The organism is Stappia sp. BW2 (assembly GCF_008107695.1).
Taxonomy (GTDB): Bacteria; Pseudomonadota; Alphaproteobacteria; order Rhizobiales; family Stappiaceae; genus Roseibium.
The window spans coordinates 1,558,148-1,582,278 of sequence record NZ_VIRG01000070.1 but is presented as its reverse complement, the minus strand read 5'-3'; the positions used below and the strand labels follow the sequence as shown (position 1 = coordinate 1,582,278).

Below are 24,131 nucleotides of genomic sequence, written 5' to 3'. Positions count from 1 at the left end.
TGATGAGTGAAGCAAGTACCCTTGCCACGCCGACGCATATGCGCCGGGAAATTGAAGAAATCCCGGACGCTGCCCGTCGTCTGTTGGCTGATGGACATCCGCTGATCCGCGACATCGCAAAAAAGTCGGGCGCGCCAGTGTTTCTGGCAAGTGTTGCCCGCGGTTCGTCTGACCACGCCGCGACGTTTCTGAAGTATGCCTCGGAAATCTACCTCGGCCTTGCCATGGCCTCTCTGGGACCGTCCGTTTCCTCGGTCTATGGCGGCAAGGTCAAGCTCGGCCAGGCGCTGGTGATTGCAATCTCTCAATCCGGCGCCAGCCCGGACAGTCTCTCGGTCGTCGAAAATGCTACGAAAGAGGGCGCTTTCACAGTTGGCTTAACCAACACATCGGATAGCGAACTCGCAAGGCTGTCCAGTGCTGCCATCGACATCTGCGCGGGGCCTGAGCGCAGCGTCGCCGCGACCAAGACCTTCGTCAATTCCGTATTGGCCGGACTGCTGTTGCTTGCGGAGATCGGCGGCGACAAGGAATTGCTTGAGGCTTTGGCAGCGTTGCCGGAGCATTTCGAGAAAGCGATCGACAAGGACTGGCGGGCCCTCGCCAAGCCGATCGAACAACGTGGCTCGCTCTATGTCATTGGTCGCGGCCCGGGTTTGGCCATAGCCAATGAAGCCGCGCTGAAGTTCAAGGAAACCTGTCAGGTCCATGCCGAGGCTTATTCGTCTGCCGAGGTAATGCACGGTCCTGTGTCCATTGTCGAAAACGGATATCCGATCCTCGCCCTTGGCGTACGCGATGCTGCTGAAGAGGGCCTTGCTCAGGCCGCGGATCGCATGGTGGATCAGGGCGGCAGTGTTTTTGCAACGACGGACAAAGTCAGCCGCGCAGAAAAGCTCGCCTTCCAGGAGACGGGACATCCCTTGACCGATGCATTGGTCCAGATCGTCTCCTTTTATGCCTTCATCGAGTGGTTCGCGCGGCACCGAGGTTTCAATCCGGATGTTCCAAAGCACCTGAAGAAAGTCACCCAGACGGTATGACCTCCAGAACCGCCTATCTGTGCAGCCAAGTTTTCGATGGAGAGAAAATCCATGCGAATACAGCCCTGCTTGTCGAGGAGGGCAAGGTGGCAGGTCTGTGTCCCGCTGAGCAAGTGCCGGCTGGTATGGCGTCTAAGGACCTCGGAGACGGTCTTCTCACCCCGGGGTTGATCGATCTTCAGGTCAACGGCGGCGGCGGCTTGATGCTGGGAGATGCCGAAACGGTCGATGATATCGAACGTATCTGCGCTGCCCACGTGAACCTTGGAACGACGGCCCTGATGCCGACCCTGATTACGGACACTCCTGAGACAACTCGGAAAGTCGTTGATCTTGGAATTGCTGCCTGGGCGAGAGGCGTGAAGGGGTTTCACGGATTGCATCTGGAAGGGCCACACCTCTTTGTCGGGCGCAAGGGGGCGCATGACCCGGATCTTATCCGGCCTTTGACCCGGGAAGACATGTCTCTCTACCTGCGCGCGGCGCGGGAAATGCCGAGCCTGATCATGACTGTGGCACCGGAAACGGTGCCGCCCGAGCAGATGCGGGAATTGGCCGACGCGGGAATTCACGTCAGCCTCGGCCACAGCAATGCGACCTATCGTCAGTGCAAGACAGCAGCGGAAGCAGGCGCTTCGATGGTCACCCATCTCTTCAACGCCATGAGCCCGTTGCAACACCGCGAACCGGGCGTTGTCGGCGCTGCGCTCGATCTTGGCGCGCTCAACGTGGGCATCATTGCTGATGGTGTCCATGTCGATCCGGTCGCAATGCGGGTTGCATTCAAGTCCAAGACGGGTCCGGGCAGGATCTTTATCGTGACCGACGCAATGTCGCAGACCGGCACCGATGTCACATCCTTCTTCCTGGGTGGGCGCGAAATCTTTCGCCGGAACGGCACTTTGACCCTGGAAGACGGCACTCTGGCCGGCGCCGACATCGATCTTCCCGCGTCCCTGAAGTTTCTGACGGAAACGCTCCAGCTTCCGCTTGAAACGGCGCTGGCGATGGCTACCAGCGATCCCGCTGATGTGCTTGGTCGCCCTCTCGGCCGTTTCGAAGAAGGCTTTCCGGCCGATTTTGTGCAGTTCGGCAAAAATTTTGGCGTTGAGAGCGTTTGGATTGCAGGACAGCAACAGGCAAGAGCTTAGCCATGAAAGTATGACGGCGAAAAGCTGTCTGCCTGGTATTCGAGGGGGGATGGGAAGTCTTGGAGTCTCGTCGCTTACGTCTTGTCGACCTTTTTCAGCGTTGATCGAACATTTGGAAGCGTCAGTAGTGTGTTCGGTATTTGCAGCAGTTCCTTGAAAAATCGGCTAACCAGAGCAGCGCGGCTCGGTCTATAGGGCGATGAAATGAACGATTTCAGACCCCAGCCAATCCCGCCGACATTGGGAAGGGCGCGAATGGCGGTGTCATAGCTGCGCCGAACCAGCGCGGAATCGCTGTTCTTGAAGGAATGCAGCAATCCGCAGCGCTCCATATCTCGCTTGAATTCCTTCGAAACGACCGAGGTTTCGCGCTTCGTGAACGTCCAGTTGATGTTGATGTTCTCGTCTTCCTTGGCAACCACGCGGTGGTACCAAAGCGGCGGGAGGTAAAGAAGATCGCCTTCCTCCAGGTCGAATTTGTAAAACTGTTTGTTTTTCAGAAGTTATTCTTCGTCTTTCAGAAGGGAAAAATTGGTGAACGGATAGCAGGGCAGCGGAGTGTCAGGCGATACGAGCACCCATTCCTTTCGCCCCTTAACCTGTACGGTGATGACATTCTCTGCGTTGGTATCGTAGTGAAATTCCGTTCGGTTGTTCCTGCTGTTCACCCAGAATCTCCAGGCGACGGAATCTTTCATTATCCGGTCAGAAGAGAGGACCTCCTTCAAAAACTCCGGCATCTCGATGTCCTGCTCAAGAACAGGTGACCGGCTTACGAAAAAGACGCCTCTGTCGCGAACGGATGGCAGGCTATGCAGGTCCGACCGCAGTCCTTTGGAAATCCATTTTTCTCGCGCTGGCCAGCTTTTAGCCAATCCCTTGATGAGCAAGGGCTGCTCCTTGTCACAGTAGCTTTCGAGAAACTCCGCATAACCGGGAGCTGCTGTGACTGCTGGAATGGATCGCTCTGTATCGCCGATCATGAGAGGTGTCCGGCTTTTGAGATCTGCAGGTGCAATTCTGGCGATGAAATTGCCCAGAAACCAACGCAAGTAACTTAACGTTATTTCACGATACGAGACGTCGTGGATTTTATCAAGAAAGGGACTCTCGTCATCGTCTCCTGCGCGCATTCACGCGAGAGCCGTCAGGGATCAACGGATGAATGTCGACGTGACGATAGGGAGATGTTCTGCCCCGGAACGCGGCTCACTTTTTCGGTCCGCGGCGATGTGACCTGTTGGTTGCAAGGCGCAAGAAAACCTTGCCGCATGCAATCGCGAACGGGAGGAACTCGTTGTTTCCAACCAATTTGAATCGGACGTTTTGGGAAAAAAGAAGAGGTGGTGATGGCTCCCCAGGCCGGACTCGAACCAGCGACCCAGCGATTAACAGTCGCTTGCTCTACCAACTGAGCTACTGGGGATCACCACGCTCGGGGCCAGCGCGTTGCCGCCCCGTCGATGGAGATGCGTATATCAAAGGCTTCATCCGTTTGCCAAGCCCCCGAGGGTGTTTTTTTCATCGCGCCGTCATTTTTTTGAAGGCTATGTGGAAAACTCGATATATTTCAGAACGCTAGACCGACTGTGGAGCTTGGAAAACCCTACGTTCCGCGCTGTTTGATAGCGCCCTTGCGAGGCAATTGAGCAGTGCCATCGCCGGACTTTGACTCAAGATGGCGTAGGCGTGGGTGGATATGCCGGATCACCGGGGCAAGTGACCGAGTCTTTCTGCTGCTTGTGTCGGCCTCAAGATCCGTTTAGGAAGAAACCGACGGTTCCGGAACAGGCAATGCCCGATCCGGATGAAACGGGAATCCGGTGCGGACTTTTTCAAGTCCAGGTCCGGAGCTGCCCCCGCAACTGTGAGCGGTGAGTGGCTGTACGAAAACCACTGGCGTCCTTATGGGGCCGGGAAGGGGTACAGACCGCGCTGAGCCGCAAGCCAGGAGACCGGCCGTCGCATTGGCAACCCTATGGCGCTGTCGGGCGGACGGCGGGGAGAAGGAATGACGCATTCAACTGGCGAGAGGACGACACTGGTCCTCGGCGGTGCCCGCTCCGGCAAAAGCCGGTTGGCGGAAAAGCTCGCCCATGAAACCGGTCTGCGGAAAATCTATGTCGCGACTGGCGCTGCCCACGACGACGAAATGGCCAGTCGCATCGCCGCCCATAAGGATCAGCGCGGCCCGTCCTGGTACACCGTGGAAGAACAGCTCGATCTGGTTTCCGTTCTTCAAGGCGAATGCGGAGCAGACCGCGTGGTTCTGGTCGATTGCCTCACGCTCTGGCTTTCCAATCTCATGTTCGCTGACAAGGACGTTGTGGCTGAAACTGCGCAACTTCGCTCCGTTCTTAAGGATCTGAGAGGCCCTTGCGTCTTCGTTTCCAACGAAGTCGGCATGGGAATTGTGCCGGAGAACAGACTGTCGAGGTCGTTTCGCGATGCGCAGGGGCGTTTGAACCAGGATATGGCACAGGAGTGCCACCAGGTCGTCTTTGTCGCTGCGGGGCTGCCGCTGCTTTTGAAACCCAATTCACAACCGGATATCAAACTATGACCACTTCTTCCTTGCAGCCCGGCGCGAAAATACCGGCAACCATTGTCACTGGGTTTCTGGGCGCCGGCAAAACCACGCTGATCCGCAACTTGCTGACCAACGCCAATGGCAAACGGATCGCGTTGATCGTCAACGAATTCGGTGACATGGGATTCGACGGCTCCCTGGTAAACGGATGCGCGGACCCTGATTGCGCCGCAGAGGAAGTGGTTGAGCTGACCAATGGCTGCATCTGCTGCACCGTTGCCGACGATTTTCTCCCGACCATGGAAATGCTGCTCGCGCGGGACAATCCGCCGGAGCACATTGTCATCGAAACTTCCGGTCTTGCGCTGCCGCAGCCGCTTGTGCGGGCCTTTTCCTGGCCGAGCGTGAAACCGAAGGTAACGGTCGATGGTGTTGTGACCGTGCTTGACGCAGCCGCACTCGCCGAAGGCCGGATCGCACTTGATGAGGATGCGCTTGCTGCACAGCGTGCTGCTGACGAAGCCCTGGATCACGACAGTCCGGTCGAAGAACTCTTCCATGACCAGCTGCGGTGCGCCGATCTTGTTGTGCTGAACAAGGCCGATCTCGTTTCGGAAGACGCCCTGAAACAGGTGCACGAGAAGATCGCCGCCGATGTCCGTCCAGCCGTTCACGTGGTGGCATCCGAAAACGGCACGCTCCCGATTGAAGTTCTGCTCGGTAGGGGCTCTGCTGCCGAGGACGACATGACGGACCGTCACGAACATCATCACCACCATGATGACCATCATGATCACGACGATGACCACGACCACGACCACGATGATGACCACCATCACCACGATCATCACCATCACGATGATTTTGAAAGCCACGTGCTGGACGTCTCGTCCTTCGTGAGCCTGAAAGAGGCCGAGACAAAGGTTCTTGAAGCCATGACGCAAAAAGGCGTTCTGCGCATCAAGGGCGCCGTGAAGATCGAGGGTAAGGCGGCGCCGGCAATGGTGCAGGCCGTTGGTCCACGGGTCGAAATCTGGTTCGCCGCTGGAGCCGAAAGCAGCGGCAAGCTTGTCGTGATTGGTCTGAAAGGTCTGGATCTGGCTGCGGTGCGTGGTCTGCTGGGTGAATTGACGGCTGCTGCCTGACACGCTGAAAACAAGCCGGAAATAAAGACCAAGCATGCACATTCTTGCCAGTCAGACACGCCGGATCGATGACGGTGGGGACGCGGTCGATCTCGGCCAGTCTCCGGCCGACATTCTGTTCCTGTCCGCTGCAGACACCGAACTGGGCAGCTTTGCTGCGGCGCAAGGCCGTCTCGGGGCGGACCGGGCGGAGCTACGGCTCGCCAACCTGATGGCCTTGTCGCATCCCTACTCGGTTGATCTTTATGCGGAACAGACAGTTCGTGGGTCCCGGTTGATTGTTCTGCGGATTCTGGGCGGAGTGGAATACTGGCGCTACGGCCTGGAAAGGTTCGAAGAGGAAGTCCGTGCGAACGGTATCGATCTGATTGTCGTTCCGGGTGACGACAAATGGGACGAAGACCTGACGTCGCGGTCCACCAGAACATCGGCCGAAGTGCACCGTTTCTGGCGGTACTGTGTCGAAGGCGGAACGGAAAATTACGCCAACGCCCTGAGATACGCAGCCTATCTGATTGGAAAGGGCGAAGAACCGGCGCATCCGGTGCCCCTTCCTCGTGCCGGAATTTATCTTGCCGGGAAAGCAGCACCCGACATTGCACAATTGAAGGCATCCTGGCGTGACCCTGCCAGACCGGTGGCCGCAATCACCTTTTATCGCGCCCTGGTTCAAGGCGCCCAGACCGCGCCTCTGGACGCCCTCATCGATGCGCTCGACAAGGCAGGCATCAATGCGCTGCCGATCTACGTTTCCAGCCTGAAGGAAGCGGAATCCGTCGCCATCCTGCAAGGCCTGTTCGACGCGGCTCCACCCGACGTTGTCTTGAACGGCACGGCCTTTGCTGTCTCCAAAGCCGGTGCTGCCCATCAGCCGACACCGCTGGACCGACCGGGCAAACCTGTGCTGCAGGTCGTCTTCTCATCATCCTCGAAAGAGGGCTGGCAAGAAAGTGATCAGGGCCTGTCGATCCGCGACCTTGCCATGCATGTCGTGTTGCCGGAGATCGATGGCCGTATCCTGACGCGGGCGGTTTCGTTCAAGGAAGAAGGTGTCTTTGACGAGACCACGCAATCGACTCCGGTTGCCTTTACGCCTGTGCCTGACCGGATCAGGTTCACAGCAGAACTGGCAGCCGCCTGGGCCAAACTCGGACGGAAACCGGCAGAGGCCAGGAAATCCGCGCTTATTCTTGCAAACTATCCGAACCGGGACGGGCGTCTTGCCAACGGCGTCGGGCTTGACACACCGGCGTCTTGCGTACGCCTGCTGAAGACCATGACCGCTGCCGGATACGACACCGGAGACGGGCCGCAAACATCAGCCGATCTGATGGATATCCTGACGTCCGGCGTAACCAATGCGCTGGAGGGCCGGGCCGGCAAGGCAGACTATCAGGCGCTGTCACTTGAAGACTACGAGCGCTCGTTCAACAGATTGCCTGACGCCGTGCGATCGGCCGTTGTTGAGCGCTGGGGCGCCCCTTCAGACGATCCCCACGTAACAGGTGGTCACTTTCGGCTGGCGCTGCACCGGTTCGGCAATCAGGTGGTCGGTATTCAGCCCGCGCGTGGCTACAATATCGATCCGAAGGAGACCTATCACGATCCAGCGCTTGTGCCGCCGCATCACTATTTTGCCTTCTACATCTGGCTGCGCGAGCATTTCGCGGTCGATGCCGTCATCCACCTCGGTAAGCATGGCAATCTGGAATGGCTGCCCGGCAAGGCCTTGGCACTCGCCGAAAGCTGTTTTCCTGAGGCCGTTCTGGGGCCGGTTCCGAACATCTATCCGTTCATCGTCAACGACCCGGGCGAGGGTGCCCAAGCCAAACGGCGCACGGCGGCTGTCATCGTCGATCACCTGACGCCGCCCCTGACGCGCGCAGAGAGCCATGGCGTTGCGGAAGAGCTGGAGACCTTGCTGGATGAATATTACCTGGCAAGCGGTGTCGATCCGCGCCGTCTGAAGGCGTTGACGCGCGACATTCTGGACGCCGCCGCACGACATGGTCTGGACAAGGATATCGGCATCACCGACGCGATGGACGAGGAAACACGTCTTGCGCGCCTGGACGCCCATCTGTGTGATCTCAAGGAACTGCAGATCCGGGATGGGCTGCATATTCTCGGGGAAAGCCCGGTTGGCGATCTTTTGACCGACCTGCTGGTTGCGCTCGCAAGGGTGCCGCGTGGCAGCAAGCCAGAGCAACAGAGCCTGCAACGGGCCATCGCAGCGGACCTTCATTTCGATGGCTTCGATCCTCTGGATTGCGATTTCGCTGCCCCCTGGCAGCAAGGTCGGCCAGACGTCCTGGCAAATGTCCTTGAGGCTCCCTGGCGCTCACAAGGCGACACGGTCGAGCGGATTGAGAGGCTTGCTCGGGAGTTCGTTGCAGGGAGCCGTGAAGTGCCTGAAAGCTGGCTTTCGACGCTTGCCGTTATGGGCGATCTGAACGCGGTCCTGCGTCCGGCTGTAACCGGCTCCGGCGATGCTGAAACATCGGCGGTGCTGACCTCGCTCGCTGGCGGCTTCGTAGCCCCTGGACCATCCGGAGCCCCGTCGCGTGGGCGTCCGGATGTGCTGCCCACCGGCCGGAATTTCTATTCTGTCGATGTGCGCGCCGTTCCAACCGAGACCGCATGGCGGCTCGGCTGGCAATCCGCGTCACTCGTTGCTGAACGGTTTTTCCAGGAAGAAGGCGAATGGCCGCAATCACTCGTGTTGACGTGCTGGGGCACAGCCAACATGCGAACCGGCGGCGACGACATTGCCCAGGCACTTGCTCTGATTGGCGCGCGGCCGGTCTGGGAACAGGGATCCGGTCGGGTCACCGGGTTTGAAATCCTGAAACTGGCCGAACTTGGACGTCCGCGTATCGATGTCACCTTGCGGGTTTCGGGGTTCTTCCGCGACGCCTTTCCCCACCAGATGGACCTTTTTGACAGCGCTGCCCGTGCGATCGGTGCGCTGGAGGAGCCGGACGAAGCCAACCCGGTTGCTGCGCGGATGCGGTCGGAAAGCATGAGGCTTCAGGCCGAGGGGCTGGACAAGGCCGAAGCCGACCGCAGAGCAGGGTTCCGCGTCTTTGGTTCAAAACCGGGTGCCTATGGTGCAGGCCTTCAGGCATTGATCGATGAGAATCTCTGGGAAGAACGCGCGGATTTTGCCGATGCCTTCCTCACCTGGGGCGGATACGCCTATGGGGGCGGAGCGGAAGGCGCTGTTGCCAGAAACGATCTTGAAACCAGACTAAAAACCGTCGATGCCGTCCTGCACAATCAGGACAACCGCGAGCACGATCTCCTCGACAGTGATGATTACTACCAGTTCGAAGGCGGGTTGGCGGCCACGGTGGAAGCGCTGAAAGGCGACGCGCCATCGGTCTATCACAACGACCATTCGCGGCCGGAAAGCCCTGTGGTGCGCACCTTGTCTGAGGAAATCGGCCGGGTCGTGCGTGGACGGGCGGCAAATCCGAAGTGGATCGCGGGTGTCATGCGGCATGGCTACAAGGGGGCTTTCGAGATGGTTGCCACGCTCGACTATCTCTTTGCCTTTGCCGCAACGACCCGGGCCGTTGGTGATCACCATTTTGACCAGCTCTATGATGCCTATCTGGACAACGAAGCAGTCCTGGACTTCCTCAAGGACGCCAATCCGGCCGGGCTCAATGAAATGCTGGACCGGTTTCTGGAAGCAATCGAACGCGGCCTCTGGACGCCGCGGCGCAATTCGACCCATGCTGTACTAAATGATTTGAAAACAAGACTGGAAGGGACGGACGCATCGTGACCGCCGACAAGGACAAGCCGGAACAGACCGAAGAAGAACTCAATGCCCGCCATGCGGAAAAGATGCGCAAGAAAAAAGCCGCGCGTGACAAGATCATGGCGACCAAGACCCTTGAAAAGGGCTTGCTGATCGTCCACACCGGCAAGGGCAAGGGCAAATCGACAGCCGGTTTCGGAATGGTGTTCCGCTCGCTCGGTCACGGCCACAAGGTGGGCGTGGTGCAATTCGTGAAGGGGCGGATCGAGACCGGCGAGCGCATGGCTCTGGAACGCTTCTCCGATCTTGTCACGATCAAGCGGATGGGTGAGGGCTTCACATGGGAAACTCAGGACCGTCAGCGGGATATCGATGCGGCGAACGAAGCCTGGCAAGCCGCCAAGGAGATGATCACTTCCGGCGAGTATCGCCTGATCCTGTGCGACGAGCTCAACATCGTGCTGCGCTACGACTATCTCGACATCAACGAGGTCGTCGACTTCCTGAAGAACGAAAAACCGGAGGACGTCCATGTCGTCATCACCGGGCGCAATGCCAAGGACGAGCTGATCGATATCGCCGATCTCGTAACCGACATGACCCAGATAAAACACCCGTTCCGGTCTGGCGTGAAACCCCAGGAAGGCATCGAGTTCTAGGACCTGTCCTCAGGGTCGCTCAACACGATGAAAATTAGGGGGAAACGAGGATGAAAAAGCTATTCGACCATCGTCTCCGCACGGCCTCGCAGACGCATGTGGAAATAGTTCGAAAATACGAACTTTATCGAACCATCGTCGAGTTTCTGGCCGCCTTGACCTTTCTTGTCGGCAGTATCTTCTTTTTCTACGACAGCCTGATTTATGCGGGTACCTGGTTGTTCGTTATCGGGTCTGTTCTGTTCGCTGTGCGTCCGACGGTCCGCTTGATACTCGAGCTGCGGCTCGCCAACCTGCCGATCCCCTCCGAGTTCCGGCCTTATGGGGCGCCTCCTTTCGGCAAAGACTGAAATTGAATGGCAGAACAGATGTCCACCGGCAAGGTGCCGGCAATCATGATCCAGGGTACGGGTTCGAATGTCGGCAAAAGCCTGATCGTTGCTGGTCTGTGCCGTCTGTTTGCCAACCGCGGCCTGTCGGTTCGCCCTTTCAAGCCACAGAACATGTCGAACAATGCTGCCGTGACCGCCGATGGTGGCGAGATCGGGAGAGCCCAGGCGTTGCAAGCCATGGGCTGCCGCGTGCCCTTGAGTGTTCATATGAACCCGGTTTTGTTGAAGCCCGAGACGGACATCGGTGCGCAGGTGATCGTCCAGGGGCAGCGCCATGGGACGATGAGGGCACGGGAGTATGGAAAGCAGAAAGCGGAATTATTACCGAGAGTTCTGGAAAGTTTCTCGATAAACGCTTCAGGTGCGGATCTGGTGATTGTGGAAGGCGCTGGCAGCCCTGCGGAGATCAATCTAAGGTCTGGTGACATCGCTAACATGGGCTTCGCCGAAGCCGCTGATCTGCCGGTGATCCTGTGTGCAGACATCGACCGCGGCGGTGTCATCGCCTCCGTTGTGGGAACCTGCGCGGTTCTGGAAGATGAAGAACGTCAGCGCATCAAGGGCTTTTTCATCAACCGGTTCCGGGGCGACCCAAGCCTGTTTGATGAGGGCTTGCGGGAAATCGAAAGACGCACCGGATGGCAGGGTCTTGGCGTTGTGCCGTGGTTTGCCGACGCAGCGAAACTTCCTGCGGAGGATGCACTCGGTCTGTCAGACGGTTTTGGGGATGGCGGCCTGAAGATTGTCGTGCCCGTGATTTCACGGATTGCCAATTTTGATGACCTCGATCCGCTCCGGCTTGAACCGGGCGTAACACTGGAGCTTGTTCAGCCCGGCACGCCGTTGCCGGGAGACGCCGACGTTGTGCTTTTACCCGGGTCGAAGTCCACGGTCGGAGACCTTGCTTTCTTTCGAAAGCAGGGGTGGGACATTGATCTCAAGGCACACCATCGCCGGGGCGGGCATATTCTGGGCGTTTGTGGCGGTTACCAGATGCTGGGCAAGACCATCTCCGATCCGGAGGGTATCGAGGGATCTCCTGGAACGGCGGAAGGACTCGGATATCTGGATGTCGAAACCATCCTGACGGCAGAAAAATCAACCATTGCCGCACGCGGTACCCATGTTGCCAGCGGAGCCCCTGTCTCCGGATACGAAATTCATGTCGGCCGCACGTCCGGGCCGGATTGTGCCAACCCCATGATGCGACTTGATGAGGGGCGGGCAGATGGTGCGGTCTCGACGGATGGTCGCGTCTATGGAACCTACATCCATGGCCTTTTCACCGACGATGATTTCCGTGCCGCATTTCTGGAGGCTCTCTGCGTCCGGTCAGAGCTCAGCTACGATCAAGACATCGACCGGATTCTGGACGATCTCGCACGGCATCTGGACCAGGTCCTCGATGTAGAGTCCATCCTGAAGATTGCACGCAGAACAGGTGACAACGCCTGATCTAGAAGGCCAACAACAGCGCCAGACCTGCAATCAGCAATGCTTCAAGCGCGAAGCAGCCGACCAGGATCCTCAAGGCGCGCGTGATATCTTCCGCCCTTGCATCCTTGCGTCCGCTTGTATTCAGGTAGCGGTCGTTGACCGTATACCCCGGATAGACCCGCGGCCCTGCAAGCGCCAGGTTCAGCGCACCTGCCATGGCGGCTTCCGGCCAGCCGGCATTCGGCGAGCGGTGTTTTCTCGCATCATCCAGAATACAGGCGATGCTCTTGCGCACCGAACCTCGGGACAAGGGCGCGCAGAGAGCGATAAAAAGACCCGCGAGGCGTGACGCGGGCAGGTTGATCAGATCGTCGAACCTGGCAGCGGCCCAGCCGAAGTCGGCATAAACCTCGTTCTTATGGCCGATCATGCTGTCGGCCGTGTTCACTGCCTTGTAGGCGATCAATCCGGGAAGGCCGAGCATGGCGAACCAGAAGACAGGTGCCATGATCCCGTCAGAATAGTTCTCGGCGCAGGACTCGATGGCTGCCCGCGAGACACCGGCCTCATCCAGTCGGTTCGGGTCGCGTCCGACGATCATGGAAACCGCTTTGCGCCCCCCGTCCAACCCGTCTTTGATCAACCCGTCCCGGACCGCGGCGACGTGACGGTAGAGACTGTTCTGGGCAATGAAAATCGCGGCCACGACAGCCTCAAGCACCCTGCCATAAGGCAGCCAGTTGGCGGTTGCCTCAATTGCGGCACCGATAAATCCGGCACCGGCGAGCAGAACAAGCAATGTCAGAACGCCACCGAGTTTTCGCGTTTCAGGGGCGTATTCCGTCTTGTTGAAACGACGGTCGAACAGCCCGATTACTTTGCCGATCCAGACGACCGGATGTGGCAAGCGTTGCCACATCCAATCAGGATCGCCGATCAATGCGTCCAGTAACAGCGCGGCGAGAAGCAGCCAGAGGGCGTGGTCGTAGAGGAGCATTCCAGTCCGTCAGACCTCTTGCAGCGCTTCGTCAAGAGCGTCGGTCAGACGTTTCAGGTTTTCCGGGCCACCGGGCAGGCCGAAACGGATCCAGGTTGGGGCGTAGTCGAATATCCGTGTCCAGATCCGTCTGCGGGCGAGGCTTTCATGCAAGGCCTTCGGATTCCGCAGACCGGCGAGCGCATAAAGAGGTGTGCCGCCGAATACGCTAAGGCCGGCTTGTGAAAGGGCAACGGTGAGGTCCGCCATATCCTCAATCAACTGCCGGGTGATCCGGTCCTGCCAGGCACTGTCTCTCAAGGCTTTGGCACCGATTTCCAGTGCCGGACCGCTGAGGCTCCAGCTATTGAGAAGTCTGGACATGCTGGAGATCGCAGTCTTTTCACCGGCGAGAAAGCCGATACGCAAACCGGCAAGACCGAAGAACTTGCCGAAGGATCTCAGCACGACGACGTTTTCCGTACCGATATGCGGCAGCAGGCTGGCTCCCGGAACGACATCCGCAAAGGCTTCGTCAACCACCAGATAGCCGCCTCTTGCACTCAATGTCTGTGCGATCTCGATGAGGCTTTTGACATCTGTCAGACGCCCGTCCGGGTTGTTCGGGTTGACGAGTACCAGGATTTTCGTATCGGCGGGCAGGGAGTAGACGCTGGACACCTCAATTGGTGCGCGGCTTTCCCTGGTCCAGGCATCCTTGTGACTGGTGTAGGTCGGAGTGGCCACGACCACCGGTCCATCCGGCAGGATCGTCGGCAGCAGCGACAGGAGGATCTGCGTCCCCGGCGCTGCAATGACACCGAGATGGTCTGGAATACGGTATGCGTTTCGGGCGGCTGCAATCAGATGTTCTTCCGCGCCGCGTGCGGGCAGGGCGGTCCAGGCTGAAGACGGCAGAGCGTCCGGCACAGGGTAGCTGTAGGGATTGATCCCGGTCGACAAATCCAGCCAGTCGTCCCGCGTTCCGCCAAAGCGCTCAATCGCAAGGGTCAAATCCCCGCCGTGTTCCATCGAATATGCCTCTTGCAGTTGGCGGATCGGACAATCCACCCTTCGTCCAGTCATCTAGCCGGTTGAAAGATCAAAAGTACAGACGGTTCCCGACATGCGCTGCCGCAGGAACGTCTCCAAAGTCTGCTCGGAGGCAGCATCTCGTTGTTAAGCGCAAGGTGCTCGTGCTTTCAAGCGTTTATGGCGAAACCTGTCAGTTCGGTTACCGATTGCGTGCAAGGGCGGCGGGTACGGCACACCACAAAGCAACCTGAGGCGCATTGACAGGCCTGGCGATTTGCAGAAGAAAGAACAAAAGAAGAACAAATTGATCATAAAGTGCACGAAAGGACGCCCGATGCCAAAAAGCAGCCGTCATTCACCATTGCAGGATACCGAACGTGAAGCTCTGCTGGTTCAGCTTGCCCTTGCACGGCAGGCGTTGATCAAGGCACAGCGCGGCATGCGCCCCAGGTCGGGCCTGTCACGCTCGGCAGCGGCGGTTATAGAGGAAATTGACGAGTTTGCGTTTGTGCTCACCGGTTCTTCGGACTTTTTTCACACAGGCACACATGGCACGCCGCCGCGATAATTCGGTTGTTATCACGTTTCAAGACCTGGGAAGGTTTCCTTCCGTCAAAGCCCTTGTTGAGTCTCCGAAATCAGTTGGTCGACAACCTTTACAAGGGTGTCCTGAGGTATCTGACCGTCCTCTGGAATGTCTCCGGCCAGTTTGAGTTGGCGTTCAGCGGATGTTCCCCTTGCAGCAATCTCTCTCAGGTGGGCCACATCGGCCTCACAGCCAAAATGAACGGCGTCGGGTTGGATGAGTTCGATCAGCTCTTCGATCATGTCCGGGAAAGCTGTTGTTTCATTCAGGCCGAAATCGATCAGTCTGGCAGTGCTTCCGTGCCGTTGTGCCTGCCAACGGTTTTCCGCCAGCAGAAACCGCGAATACTGCCGCCAGCCCTGATTGACACGGCGCAACCTGAAAAGCATTCGGCATAGGCATCGGAAAGTTGCTGCAATCGCCATTGCATCGTCCAGCAGCGGGCAGACATCGGTTATGCGCATTTCCAACGTTGGAAACCTGTCCGAGGGTCGCAGGTCCCACCAGATCTTGGTGGCATCCTCAATGGCGCCGGCGCGAACGAGAATATCAACCGTGTGCAGATAGTCGAAATAGCTATTGAAACCGGGCGGCAGCCCCGTTCGCGGCATCTCGTTGAAAACCGACAGCCGGTACGATTTCAGGCCGGTGTTCCGGCTTCGCCAAAAAGGCGACGATGTGCTGAGGGCCAGCAAGTGCGGCAGGAAATAGGCGAGCTGGTTGAACAGCTCGATGCGCAATTCCTCATCCTCGATGCCGACATGCACATGCATGCCACAGATCACCATGCGCTTGACCACGACTTGCATGGTCCTGGCGATTTCGTTGTAGCGTTCCTTGTCTGTGTGCGGCTGGTCCGTCCAATCTGCGAACGGGTGCGTTGAGGAAGCAATTGGTGCCAGGTCGAACGCTGCGGCTTCGTCCGCAATCGTCTTGCGGAGGAACCCGAGTTCAGATCGCACCTCCTGAAGACTGGAGCAGACCGGTGTGCCAACCTCTATCTGGCATTTCAGGAATTCAGGACTGACCCGTCCTTCAAGGGCGCTTTCGCAAGCCTTGAAGAGCTCGGGCGGCGGCGAACTCGCCAGCTTGCGGGTCGATTTGTCCACAAGGAGATATTCTTCCTCGACCCCGATGGTGAAACTCGGTTCCTTCATGAGGTGAGCTTCCGGGAAATTGTAACGTCAGGTCAAGCCAGAAAGTAGGCGCATGGGATGTTCAGGGACCGACGGACCGCTGCGATCTGTCCGGCTCGGCTATAGGTCTTCGACATCAAACGTCGAGGCAAAGCGGGCAAGCGGGCAAAGGGGGGGAGTTGAAGGTCGCCGTTTTCGGCAGGCCACGAATCCTAAAAAAGGGGAGCACATCCTAGTCGTTTTCCAGCGGTCTTGAAGTTGCTGCGTGAAGATACGCTCAAAACTTACCGTTCGGCAGCGGCGTTTTCGGATTGCACATTCACGAGGATTTCCCGTTTGCAGCGCTTCTGAAAAGAGGCCAAGGTGCAACGGATCAAGAAATCACCAGCACCGTCCAGGCGACGGCACGTGAAAAACGATCTGAGCGAAAACAGGAAGTGGAGGCCCCGACCGGAATCGAACCGGTGTACACGGATTTGCAATCCGCTGCGTCACCACTCCGCCACAGGGCCCCTAGGTGGTGTGCCGCGCCTTATCAAACAGTTGCGCGATTTGGTCAAGCCCTGAATTTAACGCCGTACACATTTCCACCGTTGCGGGAGACCGATTTGAAGAAACCCCTTTGTCGCAGTCTATTTTCCGCAGAAACGTGGTGCGATTGCGGGATCTGTTTGCACGGATACTTGTCAGGCAGCCTTTGCATCGCTAATGAACGTTTCTCAAGAGGCGCCGGTAATCCGGCATGTCAAAGTGAGGGCCGATATGACGGACTTTAATCAGTCCCGCCGCAAGATGGTGGATAACCAGCTGCGTACCAACGATGTGACCGATCACCGGATTCTGGACGCAATGGAACTGGTGCCGCGCGAGCGCTTCGTACCGGCATCCAAGCGTGCCGTTGCCTATATTGATGAGGACCTTCCGGTTGGCGGGGCCGATACGGGCCGCATGCTGATGAAGCCGCATATTTTCGGAAAGCTGGTGCAGCTGGCTGAAATCCAGGAAGGCGATATCGTTCTGGTCATCGGCGCGGGAACTGGCTACAGCGCAGCCGTGGTCTCCAAACTTGCTGCTTCTGTCGTCGCTCTGGAGGAAAATCCGGATCTCGCCAAGACCGCCACTGAGGTTTTGGTAGACCTCGGCATTGAAAATGCGGTGGTCGTGGAAGGGGCATTGGCCGAGGGCTATTCCTCCGAGGGCCCTTACGATGTCATTCTTGTGGATGGTGCTGTTGAGGTATTGCCACAGACGCTGACAGACCAGTTGAAGCCCGCTGGCCGCCTGGCCGTGATCGAAGGTCGCGGTGGATCCGGTGTCGCCAAGCTTTACCAAAAGTCGGGCACTGCGGTCAGCAGCCGATTCGGCTTCAATGCATCTGTGAGCCTTTTGCCGGGCTTCGCCAAAGCGGAAGAGTTCGTATTCTGAAGCGTCGACGCCATGTCAGATAATTGGAAACCCGCTGGAGTCCGGCGGGTTTTTCTTTGACAATCAGATTTGGACTTTATGCAGCGGGAACTTGTTGCCATTAAGCCGCACTCGGGGAAATTCGCAATTATCCGCTCTCAAACGGTTGAAGAATAACACCCATCAGTTTACTCAACATGATCAAGTCGGTTGACCCGTAAGGAGTGTGGGGTGTCTGGTCGTTCAACTCTAAAAGTTTTGACCATTGCTGTAGGGCTGATGGGGGGCGTTTCCGCTGCCTCGTTAACTGGTGCCTCCCTGTCTCCCGCTGAAGCGGAAACGATCAGAGAAGCGCTGGCTCTTGCCTATTCCAATAACCCCACCTTGAATGCAGCCCGTGCGCAGCTTCGTGGTGTGGATGAAAACGTGCCGCAGGCGTTGTCCGGATGGCGGCCGACAGTGACGGCATCAGCAGCGGCCGGGCGTCTCGCAACAGGGGCCGACTCGACGATCGACTACCGCAACAATGCGTCGATCTCCCTGACCATCAGTCAGACCCTGTTCCGTGGCTTCCGGACGATCAACTCCACTCGTCAGGCAGAAGCTGTTGTTCGCGCTCAGCGCGAAAGCCTTATGTCGACGGAACAGGACACACTGCTCGACGCCGCCACATCCTATGTGGATGTGATCAGGGATACCGCTCTTGTGTCGCTGCAGCGTAGTGACCTTGCTTTCCTCCAGGAACAGGTCAGGGCCGCTCGCGACAGGTTCGATGTAGGTGAAGGCACCCGGACGGATGTGAGCCAGGCGGAAGCCCGTGCTTCCGAAGCACGTGCCAGCCTCAACACCGCAATGGCCAACCTGAACACCAGTCGTGCCATCTATCGCCAGATCATCGGTGTGGAAGCACGCAGCCTGTCGGCCGACACGTCCATCAGCCGTTTTGTTCCGAAGTCCATCGAAAACGCGATGCAGATGAGCGAAACGCACCAGCCGCTGATCCGTCAGGCTCAGCATCTGGTCGATGCCGCCATCTTCAACATCAAGACGATCGAAGGTGAGCTTCTGCCGACAGTAACACTTGATGGCAGCGTTTCCAGATCTTGGAACCCGTCACCCGTGACCGACTATAGCGACAATGCCCAGATCTTCGGGAATGTCAGCATTCCGCTGTACCAGGGTGGTGGCGTGTCCTCGCGGGTTCGTCAGGCGAAGGAAGAACTGGGCCAGACCCGATTGCAGCTGGATGTCGCACGCGATCAGATTCGGGCCAACGTCATTTCCGCCTGGGGCAATTACCAGGCTGCTGAAGCGTCCATTGTTGCGGCACAGGCCGCCGTCAAGGCGCAGCAGCTCGCCTTGGAAGGTGTCATTGAAGAGCAGCGCGTCGGTCAGCGGACAACGCTTGATGTCTTGGATGCGCAGCGTGAACTGGTGATACAGCAATCAAATCTCGTGACCGCACAGCGTAACCGGATCGTAAGTGGCTATCAGCTGGTCGCCTCTGTAGGCCGGTTGGATGCAGAATCGCTCGGCCTCAGTGTTGCCCGCTACAATCCGAAACAGCATTACCAGGCCGTGCGCGATCAATGGTTCGGACTGCGTACACCGGATGGGCGCTAAGAAACTCGTAACTTGTCTCCGTCACGATGGTGGCTGATGGTCGAAAGATCTTCAGCTGCTTTTGTTGTTTGGCATAACATCCTGATAAATTTACGAAGGATGACGAGAAACGCCTGGGCGATATCCACCCGTGGTCGGTAATTTCCGACTAAAAAGGGGATAAGGCGATGCATCGGAGCGCGTTCACTTTGCGCGTTTCCTATGGACCCTCATAATTTCGGTTAACGAATCATTTTGACGGAACCGATTGTTCCTGAGCGTAGCCGGTAAGTACGGGGGAAGTCATGGCGCAGGCGAAGAAGGCTGATGAGCCGTCGATGGAGGAAATCCTCGCATCGATCCGCCGAATCATATCCGATGAGGACTCCCAGGGAGCCGACGAAGGCGAAAACGGCAGCACTGAACCCGTAGAGACACCAGTAGAAGAAGAGGCGACGGACGATATGGGCGATGCCTCCGAAATGTCCCAGGACGATCTCGACAAGCTGTTCGACATGAGCAGCGACGACGAAGAAGACATACCCGCGGAAGACGATGATGCGGATGATATGGCAGCGGCGATGGCCGCGGATGCCGAGGAAGACGAAGGCGACGATGTTCTTGAGCTGACTGAAGAATTGGCCATTCCCGAAGACGATGCAATGGACATGGTCGAGGGTATGGCTGAGGACCTGGACGGTGACGACGGCGACATATCTTTCGCGGCTTCTCCAGCACCCGAGCCGGAACCGGCATTCGATCCTGAGCCGGCCATGGAGACCAGCCCGGTACCGGACGACCTGCCGGATGTGCCCGTCGACGCCCCTCTGACCTCGATGAACACTGGCGAAGCGGTTCACGCAGCTTTCGACAATCTGTCGAACATGTTTGTGGGGACCCAGGCGCAGACAGTGGAAGAGCTGGTCAAGGAAATGCTGCGGCCGATGCTGAAGGCCTGGCTCGACCAGAATCTGCCCGGCATGGTGGAGCAGATGGTCCAGAAGGAAATCCAGCGCGTGACGCGCCGGCGCTAGGCCGAAATTGTCCGACGTTTTCAGTCAGGGGGTGCCAGATGGCATCCCCTGTATTTTTTCCGGGCAATTGACGAACACAGGTCATGCCATTCGCATCCTTCGCAAGCCTTTCGGAGTGCGCCGTTGGCGAATGCATTTCTCAAAAGAGCTATGTCCTGGCCGGTTAAAACGAAACTGTCGCCGGTTTCGACAGAGTGCCCGAGAGCATGTGCGATATCGTTGGCCGCCGTCCGGTCTCTGTTACGAACGCTTTCATTTCGGCAATGGCAGCACGGTTCGCTCAACATGGGGTGACACAAGGCGTCAGGACCATCCACCAACGCGATTGGCTCACCGTCATTCAGGCGTTGAACGATTATGCTGTAGTTCTCGACGAAGGCGGGCGTATAGCCCTTGCCCAGATAGGTCAGCATACAAAGCAGGTGGTGCGGACGGATTGAAACGGTCATGATCTGCTTATCGCAGCAAACGCCTTCGGACCCAAGTTCGGATCGACGGATAGGCGTTTCTCCTTCCAAAAGCGCCACATGGCTGCGGGATTGGCCTGCATAGGCGGTTGACTTGCGGCATCGCATCCGATTTACACGGTGCTTCACGAAAATCGAAATTCATTCTCCCATTGAGTGACCCTGATGCTGGATAAGACCTACGATGCGGCCAGCGTTGAGCCGCGGATTTACGAAACCTGGGAAAAGGCGGAGGCCTTCAAGGCCGGAGCTGGTGCCAAAGAGGGCGCAGCCTCCTTTTCCATCGTAATTCCGCCGCCCAACGTGAACGGTTCGCTGCATATGGGGCATGCTCTCAACAACACCCTGCAGGACATCCTGATCCGCTGGAAACGCATGCAGGGTTTCGACACCCTTTGGCAGCCGGGAACGGACCATGCAGGCATTGCGCTACAGATCGCTGTCGAAAGACAGATGGCCGAGCGCAATGAGCCAAGCCGCAGAGAAATCGGCCGCAAGGCATTTGTCGAACGGGCGTGGCGCTACAAGGGAGAAGTCGGCAGCGCAATCATCGCTCAGCTGAAGCGTCTGGGGGCGTCGTGTGACTGGTCGCGCGAACGCTTCACGATGGACGAAGGCCTGTCCGAGGCTGTTCGCAAGGTTTTTGTCGACCTCTATAACGAGGGCCTGATCTACAAATCCAAACGGCTGGTCAACTGGGACCCGAAAATGGAGACCGCCATTTCGGATCTTGAGGTCGAGAACATCGAGACCGATGGCCACATGTGGCACTTCCGCTATCCGCTGGCCGGCGGCGCGACCTATGAATACGTCGAGAAGGACGAAGAGGGGAACATCACTCTTCGCGAGACCCGCGACTATATTTCGATTGCCACGACACGCCCGGAAACGATGCTCGGCGACGGCGCGGTTGCCGTTCATCCGGATGACGAGCGATACAAGCCGATTGTTGGCAAACTCTGTGAGATTCCGGTCGGGCCGAAGGAGCATCGTCGCCTGATCCCGATCATCACAGACGAGTATCCGGATCCGGATTTCGGCTCGGGTGCGGTCAAGATCACCGGTGCGCATGACTTCAACGACTACGGCGTCGCGCAGCGTAACAAGATCCCGATGTACCGTCTCATGGACACCAAGGGTGCGATGCGCGCCGACGGTGCGCCTTATGTCGAAGAAGCCGGCAAGGCTCAGGCGATCATCAATGGCGCTGAGATGACCCTTCAAGAGGTCGACCTGATCAACATCGTTCCGGAGGACCTGCGCGGTCTCGACAGGTTCGAAGCGCGTAAACGGGTGATTGAACAGATCACGGCGGAAGGTCTGGCCGTCACGGTTCCGGCCGATCATCCAGATGTCGCATGGATGAAGGGACAGGCGCCGGAGTGGAATTCACTTGGCCGGGCAGTCGTTCGTCCGCTGGAAGAAGGCGCGGACGCGCCCGAACGTCTTCCACTGGTTGAATCCAAGAAAATCATGCAGCCGTTCGGAGATCGGTCCAAGGTCGTCATCGAACCCATGTTGACCGACCAGTGGTTCGTCGACGCCAAGACATTGGCGGCACCGGCCCTGAAAGCCGTTCAGGACGGCACGACCAAACTTATTCCCGGCAACGCCGACAAGGTCTACTTCAACTGGCTCAACGACATTCAGCCCTGGTGTATTTCGCGCCAGCTCTGGTGGGGCCATCAGATCCCGGTCTGGTATGACGAAGACGGCACGGAATACTGCGCGCATTCCGAGGAAGAAGCCGTTGCAATGGCCGGCGGCAAGGCGCTGACGCGGGATGAAGACGTTCTGGATACCTGGTTCTCTTCCGCGCTCTGGCCGTTCTCGACGATGGGCTGGCCGAACAAGACGCCGGAACTGGCACGCTACTACAAGACCGATGTGCTCATTACGGGCCTCGACATCATTTTCTTCTGGGTTGCCCGGATGATGATGCAGGGACTTCATTTCATGGATGAAGTGCCTTTCCACACGGTCTATTTCAACTCGATCGTCGTCGACGGCAAGGGCAAGAAGATGTCCAAGTCGACCGGCAATGTGATTGATCCGCTGGATCTGATCGGACGGTTCGGGGCCGACGCGACCCGGTTCGCGCTTGCAAGCCAGGAAGTCCAGGCCCGCAGAATGCTGCGGATGTCCGACCAGGCTGCCGAAGGCGGTCAACGCTTTGCAACCAAGCTCTGGAATGCGGCAAGGTTCGCGGAAATGAACGGATGCGCGCGCGTGCAAGGGTTCGATCCGGCAGCAACCACGCACACGCTCAACCGCTGGATTGCGACCGAGACGGGCCGCTGCATCGCCGAAGCAACCGCGGCTCTGGAAGACTTTCGGTTCAATGATGCATGTGGTGCGATCTACCGCTTTACCTGGAACACGTTCTGCGACTGGTATCTTGAACTGGCCAAGCCGATCTTCAACGGCGAAGACGAAGCTGCCAAGGCAGAAACCCGCGCGACTGCTGCTTGGGCACTGGACGAGATCCTGAAGGTTCTGCACCCGATCATGCCGTTCCTGACGGAAGAGCTTTGGGAGCGCCTGGGTGATGAAGGCAATGCTCAGGACAGTCTGCTTATGTTGGCGGCCTGGCCGGAAGCGAAGGTTTCTGACGAGGACGCAGCTGGGGAAATCAACTGGCTTGTCGATCTGATTTCCGAAATCCGGTCAGTTCGCGCGGAAATGAACATTCCGGCAGGGACAAAGGTCTCCGTGATCGTGACGGGGGCCAGCGAGAAGACCAAAGCCCGGCTGCAGACCCACGAGTCCGCCATTCTTCGTTTGGCCCGAGCTGTGACAGTGACGCTGGCAGATGCGGCTCCTTCAGGCGCAGCCCAGATCATTGTTGGTGAAGCCACGGTTTGTCTTCCGCTCGCCGGTGTGATCGATCTCGGCGCCGAAAAGACTCGTCTTCAGAAAGAAGCCGGCAAGCTGGAAGGTGAAATCACCAAGATCGAGAAGAAGCTTTCAAACCCGGCATTCGTTGCCAAGGCCCCGGAAGAGGTTGTCGACGGTGAACGGGAAAAAGTTGCCGAATCCAGAGAAAAGCTGGAGAAGGTCCAGACGGCTCTCGGCCGTTTGGCGGAAATCGGCTAGATCATTTCGAGGCTCGGAACAAGCTTTGTCTTTTCCGGGCCGCAATTCGGTGCTAGCGCCGCATAAAAGAACATACGTATGCTTGGCATCCGAGGAATCGAATTGAAGCTGATGGCGGACCAGTTTGACATCATGAGAGCGGTTAGGCGCCTGCGCGCAGGCCTTGGAATAGCGGCGATGGCGGCGGTAATGCCCCTGGCTTCGGCGCACGCGGAAAAGATCGAGAATCCGGTCGCTGTCTTCTCGGGGCTCGACAAGATCACTGGACGTATCATCTCCTTCGATGTCTACATCGGCGAGACAGTTCAGTTCGGGGCGCTGCAAGTCACGCCAAGGGTCTGTTACACACGTCCTCAGACAGAGTCGCCTCTGACGACAGGATTTGTTCAGGTCGATGAAATCACGCTCAACAACGAAGTGCGGCGGATTTTTTCCGGCTGGATGTTTGCGGCCAGTCCCGGCCTCCATGCTGTCGAACATCCCGTCTACGACATCTGGCTGACTGATTGTAAGGCCGCCTCCACCGTTCCGCCGCCTGACGACTATGCCGGACCGCCGATAACAGGCACCGCTGCAGAAGGCGATGACCCGCTGGCAGGTCCTGAAGATGGTCAGGATCACGGCCCAATTGTGCCGCGTGCAAAACCTTTTGAAGGGTAATACCAACCT

At 57.9% G+C, this 24,131-nt stretch carries 20 protein-coding genes, 2 tRNA genes and 1 riboswitch; of the genes, 14 read left to right on the top strand and 8 right to left on the bottom strand.

Translation table 11 applies throughout. The features are described from left to right. The first annotated feature begins 2 nt into the window (after positions 1-2). Together FMN63_RS26240 and nagA are read left to right on the top strand one after the other, a co-directional pair. Complete coding sequence (locus tag FMN63_RS26240) at positions 3-1,043, top strand: SIS domain-containing protein (protein ID WP_148587015.1); 1,041 nt, start codon at positions 3-5, stop codon at positions 1,041-1,043. Beyond that, the gene (gene nagA, locus FMN63_RS26235; RefSeq protein ID WP_148587014.1) at positions 1,040-2,194 is read left to right on the top strand and encodes an N-acetylglucosamine-6-phosphate deacetylase; all 1,155 of its coding nucleotides are present in this window, start codon (positions 1,040-1,042) and stop codon (positions 2,192-2,194) included. Before FMN63_RS26240 ends, nagA begins: the two co-directional genes overlap by 4 nt. A gap of 74 nt (positions 2,195-2,268) precedes the next feature. Here the strand turns inward: nagA and FMN63_RS30095 are convergent, their stop codons facing one another. The 3 genes from FMN63_RS30095 to FMN63_RS26220 all read right to left on the bottom strand — a co-directional run bounded on the left by FMN63_RS30095 (position 2,269) and on the right by FMN63_RS26220 (position 3,620). Next, complete coding sequence (locus FMN63_RS30095) at positions 2,269-2,694, bottom strand: cupin-like domain-containing protein (protein WP_148587013.1); 426 nt, start codon at positions 2,692-2,694, stop codon at positions 2,269-2,271. Positions 2,695-2,697: 3 nt separating this feature from the next. After that, entirely contained in the window at positions 2,698-3,177 is a 480-nt protein-coding gene (locus FMN63_RS30090; protein ID WP_148587012.1) for a cupin-like domain-containing protein, read from the bottom strand. Between the two features lie 367 nt (positions 3,178-3,544). Further along, positions 3,545-3,620 (bottom strand) — tRNA-Asn (locus FMN63_RS26220). 334 nt (positions 3,621-3,954) lie between these two features. Then, a riboswitch (cobalamin riboswitch) is annotated at positions 3,955-4,172 on the top strand. 33 nt (positions 4,173-4,205) lie between these two features. On the opposite strand from FMN63_RS26220, the gene cobU reads away from it, so the two are divergent. From cobU to FMN63_RS26190, 6 genes are read left to right on the top strand one after another with little or no spacing between them, the layout of a single operon-like run. Continuing rightward, complete coding sequence (cobU, locus tag FMN63_RS26215; RefSeq protein ID WP_148587011.1) at positions 4,206-4,757, top strand: bifunctional adenosylcobinamide kinase/adenosylcobinamide-phosphate guanylyltransferase; 552 nt, start codon at positions 4,206-4,208, stop codon at positions 4,755-4,757. Further along, positions 4,754-5,869, top strand: coding sequence for a cobalamin biosynthesis protein CobW (cobW, locus tag FMN63_RS26210; RefSeq protein WP_148587010.1), 1,116 nt, complete (start codon positions 4,754-4,756; stop codon positions 5,867-5,869). The genes cobU and cobW overlap by 4 nt, the downstream gene beginning before the upstream one ends. Before the next feature lie 34 nt (positions 5,870-5,903). Next, complete coding sequence (gene cobN, locus FMN63_RS26205) at positions 5,904-9,662, top strand: cobaltochelatase subunit CobN (protein ID WP_148587009.1); 3,759 nt, start codon at positions 5,904-5,906, stop codon at positions 9,660-9,662. Next, the gene (gene cobO, locus FMN63_RS26200) at positions 9,659-10,297 is read left to right on the top strand and encodes a cob(I)yrinic acid a,c-diamide adenosyltransferase (RefSeq protein WP_148587008.1); all 639 of its coding nucleotides are present in this window, start codon (positions 9,659-9,661) and stop codon (positions 10,295-10,297) included. Before cobN ends, cobO begins: the two co-directional genes overlap by 4 nt. Positions 10,298-10,347: 50 nt before the next feature. Beyond that, positions 10,348-10,647, top strand: a complete 300-nt coding sequence (locus tag FMN63_RS26195; protein ID WP_148587007.1) for a YrhK family protein — start codon at positions 10,348-10,350, stop codon at positions 10,645-10,647. A 6-nt stretch (positions 10,648-10,653) separates the two neighbouring features. Then, complete coding sequence (locus FMN63_RS26190) at positions 10,654-12,144, top strand: cobyric acid synthase (RefSeq protein WP_148587006.1); 1,491 nt, start codon at positions 10,654-10,656, stop codon at positions 12,142-12,144. A gap of 1 nt (position 12,145) precedes the next feature. Here FMN63_RS26190 and cbiB read toward each other — a convergent pair whose 3' ends face one another. Both cbiB and cobD read right to left on the bottom strand, forming a co-directional pair. Next, a complete protein-coding gene (cbiB, locus tag FMN63_RS26185) occupies positions 12,146-13,123 on the bottom strand; it encodes an adenosylcobinamide-phosphate synthase CbiB (protein WP_148587005.1) in 978 nt (325 codons plus the stop codon). Positions 13,124-13,132: 9 nt separating this feature from the next. Next, entirely contained in the window at positions 13,133-14,116 is a 984-nt protein-coding gene (cobD, locus tag FMN63_RS26180; protein WP_353619240.1) for a threonine-phosphate decarboxylase CobD, read from the bottom strand. 295 nt (positions 14,117-14,411) lie between these two features. Between cobD and FMN63_RS26175 the strand changes: the two genes are divergently transcribed. After that, positions 14,412-14,705, top strand: a complete 294-nt coding sequence (locus FMN63_RS26175; protein ID WP_209001320.1) for a hypothetical protein — start codon at positions 14,412-14,414, stop codon at positions 14,703-14,705. A gap of 44 nt (positions 14,706-14,749) precedes the next feature. On the opposite strand, the gene FMN63_RS26170 is transcribed toward FMN63_RS26175, so the two are convergent. Together FMN63_RS26170 and FMN63_RS26165 are read right to left on the bottom strand one after the other, a co-directional pair. Continuing rightward, positions 14,750-15,880 carry a carboxylate-amine ligase gene (locus FMN63_RS26170; RefSeq protein ID WP_148587003.1) on the bottom strand — a complete coding sequence of 377 codons (1,131 nt, stop codon included), beginning with the start codon at positions 15,878-15,880 and terminating at the stop codon, positions 14,750-14,752. A gap of 417 nt (positions 15,881-16,297) precedes the next feature. Beyond that, a tRNA-Cys gene (locus FMN63_RS26165) sits at positions 16,298-16,371 on the bottom strand. 250 nt (positions 16,372-16,621) lie between these two features. On the opposite strand from FMN63_RS26165, the gene FMN63_RS26160 reads away from it, so the two are divergent. The 3 genes from FMN63_RS26160 (at position 16,622) to FMN63_RS26150 (ending at position 19,899) form a co-directional block, all read left to right on the top strand. After that, positions 16,622-17,284 carry a protein-L-isoaspartate O-methyltransferase family protein gene (locus FMN63_RS26160; protein ID WP_148587002.1) on the top strand — a complete coding sequence of 221 codons (663 nt, stop codon included), beginning with the start codon at positions 16,622-16,624 and terminating at the stop codon, positions 17,282-17,284. A gap of 210 nt (positions 17,285-17,494) precedes the next feature. Then, the gene (locus FMN63_RS26155; RefSeq protein ID WP_286192769.1) at positions 17,495-18,886 is read left to right on the top strand and encodes a TolC family outer membrane protein; all 1,392 of its coding nucleotides are present in this window, start codon (positions 17,495-17,497) and stop codon (positions 18,884-18,886) included. 284 nt (positions 18,887-19,170) lie between these two features. Then, the gene (locus FMN63_RS26150; protein WP_148587001.1) at positions 19,171-19,899 is read left to right on the top strand and encodes a PopZ family protein; all 729 of its coding nucleotides are present in this window, start codon (positions 19,171-19,173) and stop codon (positions 19,897-19,899) included. Between the two features lie 20 nt (positions 19,900-19,919). Here the strand turns inward: FMN63_RS26150 and FMN63_RS26145 are convergent, their stop codons facing one another. Further along, positions 19,920-20,348, bottom strand: a complete 429-nt coding sequence (locus FMN63_RS26145; protein WP_148587000.1) for a DUF1284 domain-containing protein — start codon at positions 20,346-20,348, stop codon at positions 19,920-19,922. A 183-nt stretch (positions 20,349-20,531) separates the two neighbouring features. Here FMN63_RS26145 and FMN63_RS26140 point away from each other — a divergent pair, with 183 nt between their 5' ends. Together FMN63_RS26140 and FMN63_RS26135 are read left to right on the top strand one after the other, a co-directional pair. Then, on the top strand, positions 20,532-23,462 hold the full coding sequence (locus FMN63_RS26140; RefSeq protein WP_148586999.1) for a valine--tRNA ligase: 2,931 nt from the start codon (positions 20,532-20,534) through the stop codon (positions 23,460-23,462). Between the two features lie 177 nt (positions 23,463-23,639). Beyond that, a complete protein-coding gene (locus tag FMN63_RS26135; protein ID WP_502706278.1) occupies positions 23,640-24,122 on the top strand; it encodes a DUF2155 domain-containing protein in 483 nt (160 codons plus the stop codon). The last annotated feature ends 9 nt before the right edge of the window (positions 24,123-24,131 follow it).